This is a genomic window from Flagellimonas abyssi (assembly GCF_019457905.1).
In the GTDB taxonomy this organism is placed as follows: Bacteria; Bacteroidota; Bacteroidia; order Flavobacteriales; family Flavobacteriaceae; genus Flagellimonas; species Flagellimonas abyssi.
Map to the genome: position 1 here is coordinate 31,724 of NZ_JAHZSV010000030.1, position 19,317 is coordinate 51,040.

Here is a 19,317-nt window from a genome sequence, read left to right on the forward strand (position 1 = left end):
TCCTATCTTTACACGTACCTAAATACATTTTCTATGGGCTTGGTTTCTGCTAAAGAGGTGGCGAAAGTCATCCATCTGGACAAATATGGCTTTTTGGGCACTTTTGTAGGATGGCTTTTAATGGTGGCTACCAGAATTAGTACCATCAATAGATTTTACGATAAAAATAAAGACCTTTCCGGTCCAGAATTCCTGGATGCCATTTTAGATCACTACGAAATCGATTTTGACATTCCCGAGGAGGATATCAAACGTTTGCCAAAATCTGGTCCTTTCATTACGATCAGTAATCATCCCTTAGGAGGAATTGATGGCGTATTGCTGCTCAAGTTATTGTTGAACGAACGACCCGATTATAAAATAATCGCTAATTTTTTATTGCACAGGATAGAGCCTTTGAAGCCCTATATTATGCCCGTGAACCCTTTTGAAAACCACAAGGACGCCAAGAGTAGCATTGTGGGTTTCAAGAATGCGCTAAAGCACCTCCGGGACGGTCATCCCTTGGGGATTTTTCCTGCTGGGGAGGTGTCTACTTACCGAGATGGAAGATTGGTTGTGGACCGGCCTTGGGAAGAAGCGGCGATAAAATTGATACGAAAGGCCGAGGTGCCTGTAGTGCCCATTTATTTTCATGCCAAAAATAGCCGCTTGTTTTATCGATTGTCAAAAATCGACGATGTGTTCCGAACGGCAAAATTGCCTTCTGAGCTTACCTCTCAGAGTCGACGTCCGATCAAGGTAAGGATAGGTCAGCCTATCTCCGTGAACACACAGAACGAGGAGGAAACTTTGGAAGGTTTTGCGGAACTGCTCCGGAAAAAGACCTATTTGCTGGCCAATGCTTTTGAAAAAGAGCGTTTTATCGATAAGGTGCCCACTTCTCTAAAAATTCCAAAACCGCCCAAGAAAATAGCCACTGCGATTAGTGCAAAGGTGCTGGAAGGTGAGATTGAAAAGCTGAGGGAAAAGGATTGCCGTATGCTGCAGAGTAAAAACTACGAGGTATTCCTTGCACAGGCCAAGGATATGCCCTTTTGCCTAAATGAAATCGGCCGCCAGCGAGAGGTAACATTCCGTGAAGTGGGGGAGGGGACAAACAACGCCATCGACCTTGATAAGTTTGATTCTTATTACCATCATTTGTTCTTATGGGACGATGATTCCAAGGCCATAGTCGGTGCCTACCGAATGGGATTGGGGTCGGAAATATTCAACAAATACGGTATCGATGGTTTTTACCTTCAGGACCTTTTCCGTTTTGAACCCGAACTGTATGGCATGATGGAGAAATCCATCGAAATGGGCCGTGCCTATATCATAAAGGAGTATCAGCAAAAACCAATGCCCCTTTTCTTGCTTTGGAAGGGCATTGTGCATACGACATTAAGGCATCCAGAGCACCGATATTTGATTGGCGGAGTGAGTATCAGCAACCAATTTTCCAATTTCTCCAAATCGTTGATGATCGAGTTTATGAAATCCAATTATTGGGACCCCTACGTGGCACAATATATTCGGCCTAAAAAAGAATTCAAGGTAAAGTTGAAGGATGCCGACAAGGAATTTGTATTTGACGAGACGCAGGCTGATCTGAACAAGTTCGATAAATTGATCAGCGAAGTGGAACCGGGAAGTCTTCGTTTGCCGGTTTTGATTAAAAAATACATCAAACAAAATGCTAAGGTGGTGGCTTTCAATGTAGACCCCTTGTTCAATAATTCGGTGGACGGTTTAATGTACATCCGTATCGCAGACCTTCCGGAAAGTACGGTAAAGCCCGTTATGGAGGAGTTCCAAGCAGAGCTGGAACGTAAGGTGGCCGAAGGCAATGGAACTATTGAGGAGGACTAATCCGTTCCGACCTTAGGGCTGCGTTTTTCAAAAAGGAGGTTGTCTTTCCAAACCCCGTGGATCTTACCAACACGTTCGCGTTTGCCAATATATCGGAATCCTACTTTTTCATGCAGTTTGATGCTTGCCAGGTTCTCGGGAAATATGCCCGACTGTATGGTCCAATAACCTGCTTTTTCACTTTCTTCGATCAAGTGTTGCATCAACAATTTTCCAACGCCCTTTCCGCGACTTTTGTCCGAAATGTAAACGCTAACCTCACCGACCCCGCCATACACACAACGACTGGATACGGGGGAAAGTGCCGCCCATCCCAAAATTTCACCCTCGTTTTCAGCGATCAAGCGGCATTCCTTGGTGTGGGCCCTGTCCCAATCTTGATACTTGGGAGCTTGGGTCTCGAAAGTGGCAAATCCTGTAGAAATACCTTCAAGATATATTCTGGAAACATGCTCCCAATCCGAGGGAGCCATACTTCTGATAACCATATTTTATTTCGGTATTTATTGTAATATTACGATGAACAAATATTGAAAAAAGCCGGATCATGTCCGGCTTTTAAAAAGTTATTATAAGCTTTTGAACCAATCTTGAAAATATTCTCCTACCAAGAATACGGGTTTATGGCTGGCGTTAATGGAACCAATCAAACTAACGATCCAAAGAACTACACCCAATAACCATCCGATAAGGTTTACGAAAGGAATAAAAGAGGTCACAATTAGGAGAAGGAAAATACCTAGCGTTTGCCTTATGTAAAAGGAACCAATTTCCGTTTTGTTACTACTGTTCATTATAATCGCAATAATCCACCCAATAAAAGTTAAGTGGGCAATAATGGCCACTGTTTTTCCACTTTCAGGATTTGCAGGGTCAAATGCTTTGTTTACATCTTCCTTGAAATCTTTAGCAGCTTCTTCGGCCCTGTCTCCAAAGTCTTTTTTTTCTTCTGACATGTTTATTTAATGTGTTGGTTAATGAAGGTTAAATGTAGCAAATAATTCAATAGCTACAGAAATGCTTTATCAACAGGTTCCCACAGTTCCAACTTGTTTCCTTCAGGATCCAATATCCAACCAAATTTTCCGTATTCGTACTCCTCGATTTCCCCTACCACCGTGACCCCTTCTTTTTTCAGGACCTCAAGCAGTTTTACCAAATTTTCCACTCTAAAGTTCATCATGAACTGTTTCTCGCTCGGTTTAAAGTATTCGGTCTTTTCATCCATGGGGCTCCACTGGGTGGAACAATCGTTGCCATCTTTGTCCTTCCACCAAAAGGTACAGCCATATGCGTCGGTGTTCAATCCCAAATGATTTTTATACCATTCTTTTATGTGGTTGGGGTCCTTGCTTTTAAAGAAAAACCCTCCTAATCCTGTAACTCTGTTTTTCATGGTTTTTTAGTGTTTTTTTCATACAGTGCAATCCACTCTTGGGGAGTTATTTTTTGACAAAGAGCGGCTATAAGCTGATAAGGAATTGTATTGATGTTCTTAAAGCGGATACAGCTTTTCCCCATATCCAATTTTGTTTTTACGTGTTTGGGATATTCGCTCACAAACCATTCGTGCACATTTGGGTCGGCATAGATTCCTGAATGATAAAGGGCCACAAAGTTTTTCTGTGAGGCAATATTTATGAAAGGGAGGGGCAAGGTGGGGTCAACATGATATCCATCCGGATACATGGAGTGCGGAACAACGAATCCGATCATCCCATAGTTGATGCATTCCTCAAATCCGGTGGGCAAATTCTGTTTTACGGAGTCCCGAAGTTTGGAAACTGCCTCCTGTCGTTCAATGGGAAGCTTTGCTATGTATTCGTCCAGTGATTTGGCTTCAATCGGCATATCTGGTAAAATTTAAAAAACTACCAGAGCCAAAAGCTATTGGATGGTTTATAAAGTTAACAAAATCTTTCTTTGACTTTGTCAACAATTGTCTGAGCCAATTTCTCTTTGCTCTCCACGGTCCAGCCAGCTATGTGTGGGGTGAGCAGAACGTTCTTTGCTTTTCGTAAAAATTTAAACGCCTTAGGTTTTTTGGCGAACATATTTTCGAAGGACTTTTGTTCATATTCCAGAACATCCAGTCCGGCACCGAGCACTTTTCCAGATTTAAGGGCTTCTACAAGGTCTTTGGTCACCACGCATTTTCCGCGTGCAGTGTTCAATAACCAAAACGGCTTATGGATTTTTTCAATAAATTCAGAATTTACCATGCCGATGGTCTTCTCAGTCTGTGGAACGTGTAAGCTAATAACATCGGAGCGCTGTTGAAATTCCATAATTCCTACCTGGCGTGCATTTTCATCACCTACACCACCAACAATATCGTAACAGATGACCTCTACATCAAAACCACGTAGTTTTTTGGCAAAAGCCTTGCCCATATTTCCGTAGCCTATGATTCCGACAGTTTTACCATCCAGTTCAACGCCCCTGTTCGGTTCGCGTTTCCATTTGCCTTTTCGCACTTGACGGTCGGCCCTGCCCATGTGGTTCATTAAGGAAAGCAACATGCCCAAAGCGTGTTCTCCCACAGCATTTCTGTTGCCCTCGGGGGCAGATGCCATGAATATATTTTTGTATTTGGCGTAGTCCGTGTCAATATTCTCCAAGCCCGCGCCCACTCTTCCTATAAATTTAAGATTGGTGGCCTTTTCCAAAAATTGTCGGTCTATGGTAAATCTGCTTCGGATAATGATTCCATCGTACTCGTGGATTTTCTTTTCTACTTCCTCTTTGGTGGATGTGTAATCTTCGTGATTTTCGAACCCGAGCTCGGCAAATTGTTCAATGAGCAATGGGTGATTGGTGTCTAAGTGGAGAACTTTCATGGGGGCAAATATACAACTCCTAGATTTTTGGATAGTGGGTTTGTGTCTTTTCGTGGAGCACCTTTCCCGTGTGGGCCGTACTCATTTTTTCAAAAAGAAGCACATGTACCTCTTCGTCATTTTTGGTCATAGGGTTATGCTCTACGCCTTTGGGCACTACAATGATCTCACCTTCGTTTACGACCTCTGTCCGGTCACGAAATTGCATGTAGAGCGTCCCTTTGATGACATGGAACAGTTCATCTTCATTCTCGTGGGCGTGCCAGACAAATTCTCCTTGTAGTTTGGCCAAAAGTACCTGCATATCATCAACAATGGCAATTTGATGCGGATGCCATTGTTTGGTAAACTCGGCGTGTTTCTCTTTTAGGTTGATGGATTTCATAGCTTTAATTATATACCCAAAATCATCTTGGCTATCCAAAAATAGATCAGGATCCCAAAAATATCGTTGCTGGTGGTGATAAAGGGGCCTGTGGCGATAGCCGGGTCAATGTTTCTTTTGTGAAGGAACATGGGGATAAAGGTCCCTATCAGGCCAGCGACCACGATCACGACCACTAAAGATAACGAAATGGCCAATGCGGTTGCAAAAGATCCTTTCCATATCCAAGTAAAGAGCAATAACAGCAGCGCCAAAATAAGTCCGTTAAGCAGTGCCAATAACATTTCTTTCAGCAAATGGTTTCCAACACTTCCTTTGAGGTCGTCGTTGGCAAGACCTTGCACTACAATGGCACTCGATTGCACCCCGACATTTCCCGCCATAGCCGCAATCAATGGGGTAAAAAAGAACAACACCGCGTGCTTGGAGATCATATCTTCAAAGGTTCCCATAATGGCCGCTGCACTCAAACCGCCCAATAGGCCTAAAATCAACCAAGGTAACCGGGCGCGCGTGAGTATCCAGATGCTATCATTTACTTCTACATCCTGAGAGATACCTGCTGCCATTTGATAATCCTTGTCGGCCTCTTCACGAATCACATCTACAATATCATCAATGGTGATACGGCCCACCAAGCGTCCTATTTCGTCTATTACAGGAATGGCCTCCAAATCGTACTTGGACATGATCCTGGCCACTTCTTCCCCTTTTTCGTTGACATTTACGGAATCGACCTTGGGAATATAAATGTCCTTGATATGACTTTTGGCGGATGCCGTAAGTAAATCTTTTAGGGAAAGACGTCCCTTTAGTTTGCCTTCTTCATCTACGACATATATGGAATGTACCCTGGTCACATTTTCTGCTTGGGCCCGCATTTCCTTTACACAATTGGTAACTGTCCAATTCTCGTTTACCTTTACCAATTCCTTTGCCATAAGACCACCCGCAGAATCTTCCTCGTAGCGCAAAAGGTCCACGATGTCCTTGGCGTGCTCGCGATCTTCAATTTCCGAGATTACTTCTTGAACGAGTTCTTTTGGAAGTTCGTTGATGATATCCGCGGCATCGTCCGTGTCCAGTTCCGAAAGCTCTCCTGCGATTTCCTTGGCCGTAAGGTTTTTAAGTACGGCCTCACGAATATCCTCGTGCATTTCTGCAAGAATGTCCGAGGTTTTTTCACTGTCAAGTAGCTTGATCAGATAAGTGGCTTCCTCGACTTCCATTTCGTCCGCTATTTCCGCAATATCGGCATAGTGGAACTCCTTCATCATTAATTGAAGTTCGGCGTCCTTGTTCTCGGCGATCAGTTCCCTGATCTCTTCTAAAAGTTCGTCTGTGAGTTTAAACGGAGTCATCGGCTATCTTCTGTGTCAAGGTTACAAAATCAGCTACGCTTAGCTGTTCCGGACGTTGGTCAAAGATAGCATCTTCTTTTAGATTATCGGAAAGGTTGAAGGTTTTAAGACTGTTACGAATAGTTTTTCGTCTTTGGTTAAACGATGATTTCACCACTTTAAAGAAAAGACGTTCATCGCAAGGAAGTTTGAGTTCTTTTTTACGGGTCAATCGGAGCACACCGGAATCCACCTTTGGTGGAGGATCAAAAACTCCGGGTGGCACCGTGAACAAATATTCCGCATCATAATACGCTTGGACCAAAACGGACAGGATTCCGTAGGTTTTGTTCCCTGGTCCTTCGCAAATACGTTTGGCCACTTCTTTTTGGAACATTCCCGAAAATTCGGGTACCTGTTTCCGGATTTCCAGCATTTTAAATACAATCTGGCTGGATATGTTATAGGGAAAGTTACCTATAATCGCAAATTGTTCCTCCCCATACAGATCGGTAAGATCAAACTTGAGGAAATCGGCCTCAATGACATTCAAGCGATTATTTTGTTTCAAAATTGCAGCGTGTTCCAAGGGAAAGCTGTGGTTGAGGTACACGATGGATTCGTCATCCAAGTCCATTGCCACCAAATCCAAATCGCGCTGCAAAAGATATTTGGTGAGCACCCCCATTCCAGGCCCGATTTCGAGAACATTTTTGTATCCTTTCAGCGATAAGGTCTGGGCAATTTTTTCAGCTACGGTTTCATCTTTAAGAAAATGCTGGCCCAAATGCTTTTTTGCCTTTACGGCACCATCTTCCTGCACATATTTGTTCTTGTGTGGGGCGCCATTGGAGTACTTCTTGTTTTTCTTTTTGGACACGGCCGGTTTTTTTGCAAGTTAGTTGGAATTTTCGATATAGATCCAAGCTTCATCCCCAGATTCCAAAGGAAATTTTTGGCGTTTGTACGCACTGGTTTCATAAATATCCGCCTTTTTTAGGTCTATGTCATTCACTTCGTAGGCTACACCTTCAACTTTATCCGTTGGATCGTTGGTGTTGATGACCAACGGGTAACGCCCATAAATGGCATTTTCCAATTTTTTAAAACCTAAAACGGAATCGGTTTTTCCCTTGAGCAAACGGCCAAAAATATAGTGTTGTACTTGATGGTCCTGGAGTGTTCCGTAGGAAAATAAATATTCCAAAATGGTTAAGGTATTTGTTGACTGATGACTTCCAGTTCGGTTCTAAAGGCTACGAATTTGTTGGGAAACATTCGCTGTGCTTGGGCACGTAAATGTTCCGCATCATCTTTGTAATAGGCTTCCAAGGTGTCCCTGCTCTGGGTGGTGTATTGTATGGAATAGGTGATTCCACCCATATCTTCCTCTACCAATACCTTAACCATTTTGGCGTGTGAAAATTTTCCCGTGGCCAGCATATCGGGGATGTGCTTGTCCTTCATCCAGTCCAACCATTGGTCATGGACACTTTCATCTATATTGATGGTAACGTTGTATATCAGCATTTGCTTCTTCTGTTTTCTTTGAGGGTAAAATTAATTGATTGCATCACCTCGTAACCTTCTAAAATTCTTACGGGCTTGGGGAAAATAGTAACTGTCCTGATAGTTGTAGATGATTTTCTCGTAATGGCTTTTTGCCTTTTCGGGTTCGTTCAAGATGTTCTCGTACAGTTCGCCCAAGGCAAAATGGGCATCGTCGGCTAGAATGCCATCCCCATAAAACTCTACTATTTTCTGATAGTTGAACTCCGCACTTTCATAGTTTTTCTGTTCAACGAGGAGTTCCGCTTGTTTTAGCAAGGCCTCGTCCTCGATTTTTTCCCCTTTATGATTTTGTAAAATATCCTCTAGCACCTCAATGGCTTCGGTATTCTTATTTTGATAGGCCAGCAAATCCGCTCTGGCATACTTTTTCAATGCGGTTTGTGTGGAATCTTCCAATGAATTGTCCGAAATCAGCAAACTTAATTGCATGGCATCGTTGGCAATGAGTTGAGAGGTTGAGCTGCGCAACACCTTAAGTTGCGTGAGGGCCCAGTCAAAATCACCTTTATAAAAACTGGTCTGTGCCACTTTGAACCGGGCATCTTGGCCAAGTACATCGTTTTTAACGCTTTTTTGTACCTGTGTAAAAAGAATCAAGGCCTCATTGAACCTTTGGTCGAACACCAAGATATCCCCAAGCGCCAATTTTACGTAGGCCATGGTCATCCGTCCCATGGGGAGTTCCAAGCTTTCCTTGAGCATCGCAATAGCGGGCTCAGGCTCTTCTTTTTTAAAGGTCAGGAAATTGGCATAGGCTATCTGAAGTTGTAGGGTTTGACTTTGGTTACCGTATGTTTCCACCAAGTCTTCAAATTGTTTTTCCACATCTTCCAAAACCTTTTCGGTTGGGTTTTCCAACGCAATGTCAATCAAATTGAGTTCTGCATTGAGTCGAGTTCTGGGATTTTCGGTGTTGTCCACAATATATTCGTAAATCTCGGTGGCGGTTTCCCAGTCCTTATCTTCCAAAGCTATGCTTCCCAAGTTTTCCAGTCGGTCAACGGATTGACCCTCGCTTCTTTTAAAAATGGCCTTTTCTTGACTGAAAGCACTATTGTACTGTTTTTGCTGGATAAAAAGCCAACTTAACAGTTCGTTCCAAAGAATGTCAGGTGCTTTTTGCGCATTTTGAAGCAGTACCTTCCGCAACAGCACATTGTTTTCGTTGGATGGGTCCTCGGAGATGAAATCATCGATATTTCGTAGCACATTGGCACGTGAGGTACGTCCCTCCCAAATTAGATTGAGATAGGATTGATACATTTTTGCGATATCGCCCTGTTCGCCATAAATGCGCGCCAACTGAAAATCGTAGTTAAGGTCCGGCTTTAGTTCCATCGCCTTGCTATAGGCTTGAATGGCATAGTCCAACAAGGCATATTTCTGGAATCGGTACCCAACACTATAGCCATAATTAGGATTGTCCTCTATTTTGCTGATGGCCTTATCATAATAGGCATTTGCCTTTTCCTCTTCATTTTTTAAGGTGAAATTGTAACCAAGCTCAATGTAAAAGGTTGGAAAAGTGTAGCTGTCCTCTATTTTTTGAAGTAAAAACGTCTCGGCATCATCGTAACGTTCCAATTGCTGATAGCAGGCGACGAGACCCTCGGCATAATCCGTGCGTCTTGGATTGGTCTCCACTAATTTTTCGTAGAACACCAATGCTTTCTCGTAATCACCATCCTGAAAGTATTGTTTGGCCAAGAAATCTTCTTGTGCCGCTCCAATAAAACTGGAAAGCAATAGTATAAGAAATAAAAGACGTCGCAATAGCTTGTTTTCTTTCAAATATAACGCAGAAATGTGGGGGATTCTGTTAACCGAATCCAAATTAATGGTTTAAACCTTAATCGATAGTGTCAAAACCGCAATAGGGAACCAGTACGTCAGGTATTTTGATGCCTGAATCGGTCTGATAGTTCTCCAAAATTCCGGCAAGTACCCTTGGCAGTGCCAACGAACTTCCGTTCAAGGTGTGGGCTAGTTGACTTTTTCCGTTTTCATCCTTGTAACGAAGCTTCAAACGGTTGGCCTGGAAGGTCTCAAAATTGGATACGGAACTGATTTCCAACCAACGATCCTGAGCGGTCGAGAACACTTCAAAATCAAAAGTCAATGCAGAAGTGAAGCCCAAATCCCCTCCGCAAAGACGAAGGATTCGATAGGGCAATTTCAATTCACGAAGAATGTTCTTTACATGCTCCACCATTTCATCCAAGGCTTGGTATGAATTGTCGGGGTGCTCCAATCGCACGATTTCCACTTTGTCAAACTGGTGCAAACGGTTCAAACCACGAACGTGTGCCCCATAACTACCTGCCTCACGACGGAAGCAAGGGGTGTAGCCGGTATATTTAATGGGAAAATCACTTTCGGCCAAGAGGTCGCCACGGTGTAAATTGGTAACGGGTACTTCGGCCGTTGGGATAAGGTACAAATCATCGGCCTGTACATGGTACATTTGACCTTCCTTGTCGGGCAACTGACCTGTTCCATAACCAGAGTCTTCGTTTACCATAAGCGGCACTTGCATTTCGGTGTAACCTGCTTCGGCATTCTTATCCAAAAAATATGAAATGAGGGCACGCTGTAAACGGGCTCCTTTTCCTTTGTATACGGGGAAACCTGCCCCGGTAATTTTAACACCGAGCTCAAAATCGATGATATCATATTTTTTCGCCAATTCCCAGTGAGGAAGTGCTCCTTCGAACAAAGTTGGGATGTCGCCTTCCTTGAAAATTTCTTCGTTGTCCTCCTCCGAGCTGCCCGCTGGAACGGATTCGTGGGGCACGTTTGGAATCAAATATAATTGCTGCTGAAGTTCATCGGCAGTTGTATTTAGATCGTCACCCAATTTTTTGGATGCTTCTTTGAGTCCAGCGGTTTTTTCTTTTAGGGCATTGGCTTCCTGTGCTTTTCCTGTTTTGAAGAGCATGCCAATTTCTTTGGAAAGCTTATTGGATTCGGCCAAGGTCGCATCCAGTTCGGTTTGGATGGAACGTCTTTTTTCGTCGAGTTCCAAAACCTTTGATAGCATAGGTGCGGCATCGATGTTTCGCTTTTTTAGAGCGGTGATGATACTTTCCTGGTTTTCCCTGATGTTCTGTAATTGAAGCATGGCCTTGTTTTGAGGCGCAAATTTAATTTAATCTGGAGAAGTGCCCAACTTTATTCCTTGGGAGAGGGCAGAATCCAGTCGTTGTGGGCAAAATGTTTCCATGGAACGCTGGCCAAATCCACATTGGGATCAATAAATTGTTGATACGGACTTTGGTTAATCTTGACCCTGTTGTTCACATAAACCTCAATTTCCTCTCCTTTTTGGGCATATTCTTTTTTAAGGCGTTGTGCAAACTGCCAAGTAAAGTCGGGGTAGCAGGATACTCGCTGCTGTTGTTTTGCGGTCAGATAATTTTCCAGGTCGACTTCGACCGTATCCTTGGTTTGGGAGTTCACTACTTTGTAGGTGATTCTTCCTCCACGGCTACGGAGCATCATGCGCCAACTCAAACGGTGGCCTTCTTCGTTCCAAAGCACATCATCCTCAAAAAAATGATGTCGCAACGGCAAAGCCAATTGAAACAAAAAATAAATCCCAAGGACCGTCAAAATCGCATTCTTGGCTTTGGGGATGATAATCTTCGTTTCTGGAATGATTTTTTTTGTCCTTAAAAAGATGTTTCTGATGCTCTGCGGTTCAAAAAAGAAGACGATAAACGCTAGCGACAGGTATGGAAAAATACCAATCTGAAACACGATGCTATTGAACAGGTGAAAGAAAATGGACAATATAAAGGCCATTTTCCGTGTAGGTTTCCAAAGTAGGGCTGGCACGATCAGCAAATCAAAGCAAATACCGAAAACCGCTATGATCTTATGGACCCATTTTTGTTGTAAAAAATCACCGATTAAATAATAGTTCTTTTTGGAGCTCATGAGCACGTCTATCATGCTAAAATCCAGCCAATCTGCATATAGTTTAGCGATGGATGCATAGGTGTACACAATAAAGAGTTGAAGGATAATGATCCATCGAACCCAGTTGTACATGGATTGTGAACGTAGCCCAGGGTTTAATTTTGCATCCAACGAAGCATCTCGATGGGCAGGTAAAAAGGCCATAATATAGGCGAGCAGCATCAACAGGTAATAGTGATTGTTGTAGCTTGTTTTCTGCATCAGATACACACCGGACCACAATATGGCAAATGCCAAAGCGCTAAATCGATACTTGTATCCAAATGCTATCAAAAGTCCCAAAGTGCCCATCACAGCGAAGTAGATGTACATAGCATTTCCTGGCAGTGGTTGCAACCATTCAAACCAGATAAAAGAAAAAGTGAAGTCGGGCTCCACCAAGGTTCGGCGCACCCAACCCGTTGCTATGGCGCCATAGCATTCCGCGCTGACCAACAGTCCATAAAATATCCGGAAAACCACAAGTTGTGCGTTGTCAATCTTCTTAAATAGAAATTGGTCCAACATTTACTTGGAGATTAGGTCCAACGAATGGTCTTTGTCCTTTTTTAATTGTTGCTTAAGTTCTTCTATAGAGTTGAACTTATGCTCGTCGCGTATGCGGTGCAACAGTTGCACTTGGATTTTTTTATCGTACAGGTCACCCTCAAAATCAAAGAAATTGACTTCGATACTTTTTTGGGAACCGTCCACGGTAGGGTTGAAACCAATATTCATCATTCCAAAAAACTCTTTCCCGTTAAGTTGACTTTTGACCACGTAGGCACCATTTTTGGGAATGAGCTTGTATTCTTCGGCAATATGAAGGTTGGCGGTCGGAAATCCAAAGTCCCTTCCCAGACCTTTGCCCTTTTTAACCGTTCCGGTAAGCATGTAGGCATAGCTCAGGTAATTGTTGGCGGTTTCCACATCGCCTTCCAAAAGCGCCTTTCTGATTTTAGTAGAACTTACTGAAACATCATCGATTTCTTGGGCGGGAATTTCCTCTACCTCAAAATCGAAGGTATTGCCGAATGTGGTCAGATCTTGGATATTGGCATTTCGATTGCGGCCAAATCTGTGGTCGTAACCAATGATGATTCTCTTGCTCTTTATGTTGTTCACCAAAATGTCACGAACGAAATCGACAGCTGAAAGTCTAGAGAATTGTTTGGTAAACGGATGTATGATCAAATAATCCAATCCCAAAGTTTCCAGAATCTGCTTTTTTTCTTCAAGGGTGTTCAGCAATTTAATGTCCACATCCTTCTGCAATACCATTCGGGGATGAGGAAAAAAAGTGAGCACTGTTGACTTAAGACCTGTGTTTTTGGCACTATTTGTGAGACGTTTCAGTATCTGGCGGTGTCCTAAATGTACACCGTCGAATGTGCCGATGGTCACCACAGTGTGGTGCGGAATGTCCTTAAAATCAGAAATGTTGTGGATTGTTTCCAACTCAAATAAAGAAATAAAAAAGGCTTACATTTGAAAATATACTATGCCCTAACCGTGTATGAAAGCTAAATTACATCTTGTTTTTTCAATAACCATATTTTTTAGCTGCTTTTGCATTTTTGGGCAGCAAGGTTATTGGAAAACAGAGCCCAAACAGTCCAGCCTACGAAGTGCTTCCCTTATGGATATTTCGGGGGCTACAAAGGTTTTGTTATTGGATAAAACGGCCTTTTCAACCCAGATAAAATCTTTTTCCGCCGCAAAGTCGGTAGGTAAAATAGTATATCTTCCCGACGGCGAAGGTGTTATTGTTCCCTTCAATTTGAAGGAAACATCGGTGTTGCATCCAGATCTGGCCCAAAAATATCCCAACATAAAATCCTATACCGGGGTAAGTTTGGATGGTAGGTACAAGGTAAAGCTGAGTAGTTCCCACAAAGGCTTGCAATCTATGGTTGTGGATTTACAGAATAACAAAACGGCTTTTATGGAGCCGGTTTCCAACAGGCCCAACACTTATGTTGTGTATGATAAGGAGGATGGGTTTTCTTCCAAAATGGATTTTATCTGTGCTACCGCAAAGGATTTGTTTGGTTCCGAAAACAAATCATCGGGTGGTACTCTCAAGACAATTGTTCCCTTGGTAGATGATCAGGTGCTACGAAAGTATAGAATCGCAGTCTCCGCCTCCGGGGAGTATACTCAAGAACTTGGCGGTACCGTGGCCGATGCCCTGGCGGGAATCAATGCCACATTGACACGCGTAAATGAAGTTTTTGAAACAGATTTAGGAGTTACATTGGAGCTTGTGCCCAACAATGATGAGATTATCTTCACCAATCCCAATACAGACCCGTATGGAAATAGTTTGAATTCCGAAGTACAGTCTACCATTACTTCTAGGATTGGAGAGGCGAATTATGATGTTGGCCATCTTTTCCATCAAGTGGGAGAAGGTTTAGATAATGGTAATGCCGGATTTATAGCTTCCGTTTGTGTGGATAACAGAAAGGGTAGTGCTTTTTCGTCGGCCAATAATCCGCAGGGAGATGTATATGACTTGGATTTTGTGGCACATGAGTTGGGCCATCAATTTGGAGCTAATCATACATGGTCCTTCGAGTCGGAGGGAACCGGCGTACAAGCAGAACCCGCAAGTGGATCTACGATAATGGGGTATGCGGGCATCGTTACAGGAAATAATGTGGCGGCCAATGGTGATGATTATTTTCATTTTTATAGCATACTGCAAATTTCAGCTTATTTGGAAACGACTTCTTGTGCCGAAACGGTGGCATTGGTAAATTCTCCACCAGTTGTAACCCCAGTTGACGATTATATTATCCCTAAGGGTACTGCCTTTGTTTTGGAAGGTAGTGCCACAGACCCAGATGTAGGCGATGTGCTTACGTATACGTGGGAGCAAATAGATGATGGCCTGGTCACTAGGTCGTCGTTTGGCTCCATCAATCCCAGTGGTGCCAACTTTAGATCTCTCAGGCCAACTACTTCTCCAATACGATATTTTCCACGACTATCCCGAGTGGCACAGGGTAACCTAACACAGACCAATCCAAATGTAGGGGCGGCGTGGGAGACCATTTCTGATATTGAACGGAATCTTGGTTTTGCTTTTACCGTTCGGGATAATGCAAACGGAGGAGGGCAAGTGGTCTCCGATGTCCTCAATGTAAGGGTCATAAAAGCGTCAGGGCCTTTTTCGGTGACTTCCCAAACCGAGGCTCAAGTGTATCAAGCGGGTTCTGTTCAAGAAGTTACATGGGATGTTGCTAATACTGATGTTGCTCCCATTAATGCCCAAAATGTGGATATATTCCTCTCTTTGGATGGGGGGCTTACCTTTCCGATAACACTTTTGGAGAACACCCTTAACGATGGTTCGGAGGAAATCCTTTTGCCTGGAAATACCACAAATACAGGGAGGATTATGGTAAAGGCAAGCGAAAATATATTCTTTGCGGTCAATAGCACGAACTTTGTCATAGAGCAATCCGAAGTAGTCTTGAATTTTGAATCGTTGGAGTATGAAGTATGTCAACCAGATGACATCATAATTCCTTTTACATACGAAACCTATGCAGGTTTCAATGAGAATTCTACATTTTCGGTGGATGTGCCGGCGGGATTAACGGCAAACTTTTCCCCGATTGACGCAAGTGTTGATGAAACTGCCGTTGAGTTGACGCTGTCCAACACGGACAATATTGCTCCGGGTGTATACGATATTACGGTTTCTTCCGAATCAACATCGGTTACTAAAAGTGTAGTTCTTTCCCTTACCGTACAGGATGGTACTTTTTCTGATGTTGCCTTGCTCTCCCCGGCCAATGGTGAGGTAGGGGTTTCTTTGGATGCTGAACTCAGTTGGCAGGAGAACCCCCTGTACTCTAACTACGATGTTGAAGTGGCCACTGATGCAGGGTTTGCGGATATTGTACAATCTGCATCAACTCCTATCACAACTTTTAAAACCAATAGTCTGGAAGCCGAAACCGAGTATTTTTGGAGGGTAAGGCCCAACAATGGCTGTGGGACGGGAACATTTGGCACGCCTTTCAGTTTTATAACATCACAAGTAAATTGTAAGAATAGGGAATCCAATGATTTGCCCATCAACATATCTTCATCAGGTACCCCAACAATTACCACATCTGTTTTGTTTGTGGAAGATTTACCGATATCCGATGTAAACGTGAACTTGCAGTTGGACCATACCTATCTGGAGGATTTAATAGTCACCCTTATTTCTCCCATGGGTACAAGGGTAACCCTTATTTCTAACACCTGTGGTGATTTAAGAAATATAAATGCAGTTTTTGATGACGATGGGGATCCCATAGCATGTTCAGGAAATCCGGCTATATCTGGAACCGTAGCTCCAATCGGTTTTTTATCGTCCTTAAAAGGGGAGTCCATTTTGGGCCAGTGGGTTTTAGAAATTCAAGATACAGCAGCGAGTGATGGAGGAAGTTTAATAGATTTTTCGTTGGATATATGTATTGAAGGGAACTATAGACCAGATGAAGACGATGATGGTGTTTTTGATGATGGAGACGATCTATGTCTTGGAACTCCCAAAGGTGTTGAAGTGGATACCAACGGATGTGCAATATATAGGTTTGCTTCGGATAATTTTGAAATAGAAATAGATAGTGAAACTTGCCGAAGCAATGACGATGGCTCCATAACAATTGTTCCTGTTGATACTTCCATTAACTATACGGCCGTTTTGGATGGCCCTGGCGGTGCAGAGTCGTTTGATTTTACGGATACCCTAACCTTTGACAGTCTTGTTTCCGGTGAATATTCGCTTTGCATTACGGGCACCAATGGTTTGATAACGTATGAGGAAGTGTGCTTCAATGCTATGGTTTCCCAGCCAGATGTGCTGGATATCAATGCGCTGATGGACTCTGGCATTTTAAGTGTTGAATTGAGCGGTGCCACCCTTTATAATGTGGAACTTAATGGTCTGGTCACTCAAACTGAAGAATCAAGAGTCCAGCTTGCACTTAAAGAAGGCTCTAACACCCTGAAAGTATATTCTAATCTGCCTTGTCAAGGTGTGATAGAGGAAACCCTGTTCTATTCTTCAAGACCAATAATTTCGCCAAATCCCGTAGATGCCATTACCTCGGTTTACATAGCGGGTTATGAGGGCGATGTAGCTGTGCAGATTTTTACATCAAATGGTAGATTGGTTCGAACGGAGAACCGAAAGGTTGCGGGAGATGATTTACAATTAGATCTATCTGGTCTTCCCAAGGGTATTTATTATCTAGGTATACAAAAGGCAGGTGCAAAAGAAATGTTCAAACTGATAAAAAGATGATTCGAAATATAATTTGGTTATTCATTTTGGTTTTGTTGGTCGGTTGTGGCGGGGACGATGGGCCTCCTCCAGCACCACAAGGAGCTCAGTTGGTATTTCCCGAAGAGAATTCTGAGTGTACCACCGGAACGGATGTCAATCAAAATGCTACGCAGATTACATTTAGGTGGACGGCATCCAACAATACGGATAGTTATACGCTCACCGTGGTCAATTTGAACACCAATGTGCCCCAAAATATTTCTACGGCATCAACCTCTGCGAGTTTGACCATTTCCAAGGGAACCCCCTATGCTTGGTCAGTGACCTCGCGAAACTCTCGTTCTGACCAAGTGGCATCGAGTCCCACATGGTTGTTCTACAATGCAGGGGCGCAGACCACCTACGCACCTTTTCCTGCTCAATTGATACGTCCAATGTCCGGAGCAACGGTACAAAAGAGCATTGCGAACGAAATACTACTGGAGTGGTCCGGTGCCGATGTTGACGGGGATATCGATTCTTTTGAGGTTTTCTTCTCGGAGAGCAATCCACCTACCACCTCTGTTGGTATTGCCAACGCCACAACTATGGAATTACCGGTTGGGGTTGAGTCCGGAACAGTCTATTATTGGAGGGTGGTTACCACCGATTTGGAAGGAAACACTTCAATATCCTCAGTGTTCGATTTTAAAGTGCTTTAAACTTATTTCCCGTTAAATTGATTCATAGTGTTTTTTGCACCTGCAAAAATAAAGGAGCGAATAAGGTCGGTTGATATTTTTAAACGTTCGGGCATAGCTTTTTGTTGGTCGGTGTCCCATTTGCCCAAAACATAATCCACTTGTTGGCCTTTCCCAAAATCGGAACCTACACCAAACCTGAATCTATTGTAAGTGGTCGTTTGTAGAACGTTCTGGATGTCCTTAAGGCCATTGTGTCCGCCATCGCTACCTTTTCCTTTTAATCGGATGGTGCCAAAGGGCAGATTGATGTCATCGGTTATCACTAAAATATTGTTCAGACCAATATTTTCTTTGTCCATCCAATATTTTACGGCCTTCCCGCTTAAGTTCATATAGGTGGATGGTTTTAGGCAGACCACACTTTTTCCCTTATGTTTAAACGTTGCAACGGCCCCTAGCTTGGCGCTTTCAAAAGTAAAATCTTCCTGTTCGGCCAAAAAATCAAGGATTTTGAACCCAATGTTGTGGCGTGTCTCATCGTATTCGGAACCAATGTTTCCAAGTCCAACGATCAAAAATTTTTTCATAGGGTCGGTTTCTTGTAGTAGTTGTTTTGGTTTGCCAAAAAGTTTTTCGATAAAGTTGGGCATTAGCTGCTGATGGTTTGCCCAAAAATACAAAAGCATCCCAAATTTTTACCAAGGTAAAAACGGGATGCTCTTATAAAAATCTTCAGAGTGCTATTCCGCAGCTTCTGCTTCTGGAGCTTCACCACCTTCGGTAGCTTCTCCTTCTACACCTTCTTCATCTTCGTCTTCTAGCTCTTCATCAACAGATGTTCTAGAAGCTTTAACTTGAACGATAGCAGTACTATCTGGGTGAAGGAACGTGTAATCGTCGTTAAGGATGGATTCCACAGCGATGGTTTGACCGATTCTCAACTTGGAAATATCAATAGTGATAAAATCAGGAAGCAAATCGGGCAACGCTCTGATGGAAAGTTTTCTCTTTCTGAAAAGCAAACGTCCACCATTTCTAACACCTGGAGAGTTCCCTTCCAAACGCACAGGAATCTTCATGGTGATAGGTTTGTCTTCGAACAATTGATAGAAATCGATGTGAAGAATATTGTCCGTTACAGGGTGAAATTGAATGTCCTGCAATACGGCAGCGAACTTTTCGCCATCCTCCAATTCAATTACTACTGTGTGTGCATTTGGGGTGTACACCAAGTCTTTGAATGCGATTTCATCTGCTGAAAAATGCACTGGTTTATCCCCTCCGTACAGTACGCAAGGGACCTTTCCAGCATTACGTAAGGCTTTGGTAGAGACCTTGCCCACGCTTTCTCTTTGGGATCCTTTGATTGTAATTGACTTCATTGTTATAT

The 19,317-nt window shown here is 43.1% G+C and carries 19 protein-coding genes; 3 read left to right on the forward strand and 16 right to left on the reverse strand.

Annotation, left to right across the window (positions count from 1 at the left end; all coding sequences use genetic code 11):
- Nucleotides 1–33 precede the first annotated feature (33 nt).
- Nucleotides 34–1,854: a GNAT family N-acyltransferase gene (locus K1F36_RS16105; protein WP_220114752.1), complete on the forward strand. Its 1,821-nt coding sequence runs from the start codon at nt 34–36 to the stop codon at nt 1,852–1,854.
- Here the strand turns inward: K1F36_RS16105 and K1F36_RS16110 are convergent.
- The 14 genes from K1F36_RS16110 to K1F36_RS16175 all read right to left on the reverse strand — a co-directional run bounded on the left by K1F36_RS16110 (nt 1,851) and on the right by K1F36_RS16175 (nt 13,409).
- Nucleotides 1,851–2,342 (reverse strand): GNAT family N-acetyltransferase, encoded by a 492-nt coding sequence (locus K1F36_RS16110; protein ID WP_220114753.1) that lies wholly within the window; start codon nt 2,340–2,342, stop codon nt 1,851–1,853. The genes K1F36_RS16105 and K1F36_RS16110 overlap by 4 nt on opposite strands.
- An 81-nt stretch (nt 2,343–2,423) precedes the next feature.
- The gene (locus K1F36_RS16115; RefSeq protein ID WP_207035744.1) at nt 2,424–2,810 is read right to left on the reverse strand and encodes a YtxH domain-containing protein; all 387 of its coding nucleotides are present in this window, start codon (nt 2,808–2,810) and stop codon (nt 2,424–2,426) included.
- 53 nt (nt 2,811–2,863) lie between these two features.
- Complete coding sequence (locus K1F36_RS16120) at nt 2,864–3,250, reverse strand: VOC family protein (protein ID WP_220114754.1); 387 nt, start codon at nt 3,248–3,250, stop codon at nt 2,864–2,866.
- Nucleotides 3,247–3,705, reverse strand: a complete 459-nt coding sequence (locus K1F36_RS16125; RefSeq protein WP_220114755.1) for a DUF1801 domain-containing protein — start codon at nt 3,703–3,705, stop codon at nt 3,247–3,249. Before K1F36_RS16125 ends, K1F36_RS16120 begins: the two co-directional genes overlap by 4 nt.
- A gap of 56 nt (nt 3,706–3,761) precedes the next feature.
- The gene (locus tag K1F36_RS16130; protein ID WP_220114756.1) at nt 3,762–4,694 is read right to left on the reverse strand and encodes a 2-hydroxyacid dehydrogenase; all 933 of its coding nucleotides are present in this window, start codon (nt 4,692–4,694) and stop codon (nt 3,762–3,764) included.
- Nucleotides 4,695–4,713: 19 nt separating this feature from the next.
- Nucleotides 4,714–5,079 (reverse strand): cupin domain-containing protein, encoded by a 366-nt coding sequence (locus K1F36_RS16135; RefSeq protein WP_220114757.1) that lies wholly within the window; start codon nt 5,077–5,079, stop codon nt 4,714–4,716.
- Nucleotides 5,080–5,087: 8 nt separating this feature from the next.
- Nucleotides 5,088–6,440, reverse strand: coding sequence for a magnesium transporter (mgtE, locus tag K1F36_RS16140; RefSeq protein WP_220114758.1), 1,353 nt, complete (start codon nt 6,438–6,440; stop codon nt 5,088–5,090).
- The gene (gene rsmA, locus K1F36_RS16145) at nt 6,427–7,299 is read right to left on the reverse strand and encodes a 16S rRNA (adenine(1518)-N(6)/adenine(1519)-N(6))-dimethyltransferase RsmA (RefSeq protein ID WP_220114759.1); all 873 of its coding nucleotides are present in this window, start codon (nt 7,297–7,299) and stop codon (nt 6,427–6,429) included. Before rsmA ends, mgtE begins: the two co-directional genes overlap by 14 nt.
- A gap of 18 nt (nt 7,300–7,317) precedes the next feature.
- Nucleotides 7,318–7,626, reverse strand: coding sequence for a gamma-glutamylcyclotransferase family protein (locus tag K1F36_RS16150; protein WP_220114760.1), 309 nt, complete (start codon nt 7,624–7,626; stop codon nt 7,318–7,320).
- A 5-nt stretch (nt 7,627–7,631) separates the two neighbouring features.
- Nucleotides 7,632–7,949, reverse strand: a complete 318-nt coding sequence (locus tag K1F36_RS16155) for a DUF4286 family protein (RefSeq protein WP_220114761.1) — start codon at nt 7,947–7,949, stop codon at nt 7,632–7,634.
- Nucleotides 7,950–7,979: 30 nt separating this feature from the next.
- The gene (locus K1F36_RS16160) at nt 7,980–9,764 is read right to left on the reverse strand and encodes a tetratricopeptide repeat protein (protein ID WP_258539116.1); all 1,785 of its coding nucleotides are present in this window, start codon (nt 9,762–9,764) and stop codon (nt 7,980–7,982) included.
- A gap of 76 nt (nt 9,765–9,840) precedes the next feature.
- Nucleotides 9,841–11,112, reverse strand: coding sequence for a serine--tRNA ligase (serS, locus tag K1F36_RS16165; protein ID WP_220114762.1), 1,272 nt, complete (start codon nt 11,110–11,112; stop codon nt 9,841–9,843).
- A 50-nt stretch (nt 11,113–11,162) separates the two neighbouring features.
- A complete protein-coding gene (locus tag K1F36_RS16170; protein WP_220114763.1) occupies nt 11,163–12,479 on the reverse strand; it encodes an HTTM domain-containing protein in 1,317 nt (438 codons plus the stop codon).
- Nucleotides 12,480–13,409, reverse strand: coding sequence for a bifunctional riboflavin kinase/FAD synthetase (locus K1F36_RS16175; RefSeq protein ID WP_220114764.1), 930 nt, complete (start codon nt 13,407–13,409; stop codon nt 12,480–12,482).
- Between the two features lie 181 nt (nt 13,410–13,590).
- Here K1F36_RS16175 and K1F36_RS16180 point away from each other — a divergent pair, with 181 nt between their 5' ends.
- Both K1F36_RS16180 and K1F36_RS16185 read left to right on the forward strand, forming a co-directional pair.
- Nucleotides 13,591–17,262, forward strand: a complete 3,672-nt coding sequence (locus K1F36_RS16180) for a reprolysin-like metallopeptidase (protein WP_258539117.1) — start codon at nt 13,591–13,593, stop codon at nt 17,260–17,262.
- Nucleotides 17,259–17,945, forward strand: a complete 687-nt coding sequence (locus tag K1F36_RS16185) for a hypothetical protein (RefSeq protein WP_220114766.1) — start codon at nt 17,259–17,261, stop codon at nt 17,943–17,945. Before K1F36_RS16180 ends, K1F36_RS16185 begins: the two co-directional genes overlap by 4 nt.
- A 2-nt stretch (nt 17,946–17,947) precedes the next feature.
- On the opposite strand, the gene pth is transcribed toward K1F36_RS16185, so the two are convergent.
- Complete coding sequence (gene pth, locus K1F36_RS16190; RefSeq protein WP_220114778.1) at nt 17,948–18,577, reverse strand: aminoacyl-tRNA hydrolase; 630 nt, start codon at nt 18,575–18,577, stop codon at nt 17,948–17,950.
- Nucleotides 18,578–18,667: 90 nt separating this feature from the next.
- Nucleotides 18,668–19,309, reverse strand: coding sequence for a 50S ribosomal protein L25/general stress protein Ctc (locus K1F36_RS16195; protein WP_220114767.1), 642 nt, complete (start codon nt 19,307–19,309; stop codon nt 18,668–18,670).
- Nucleotides 19,310–19,317 lie beyond the last annotated feature (8 nt).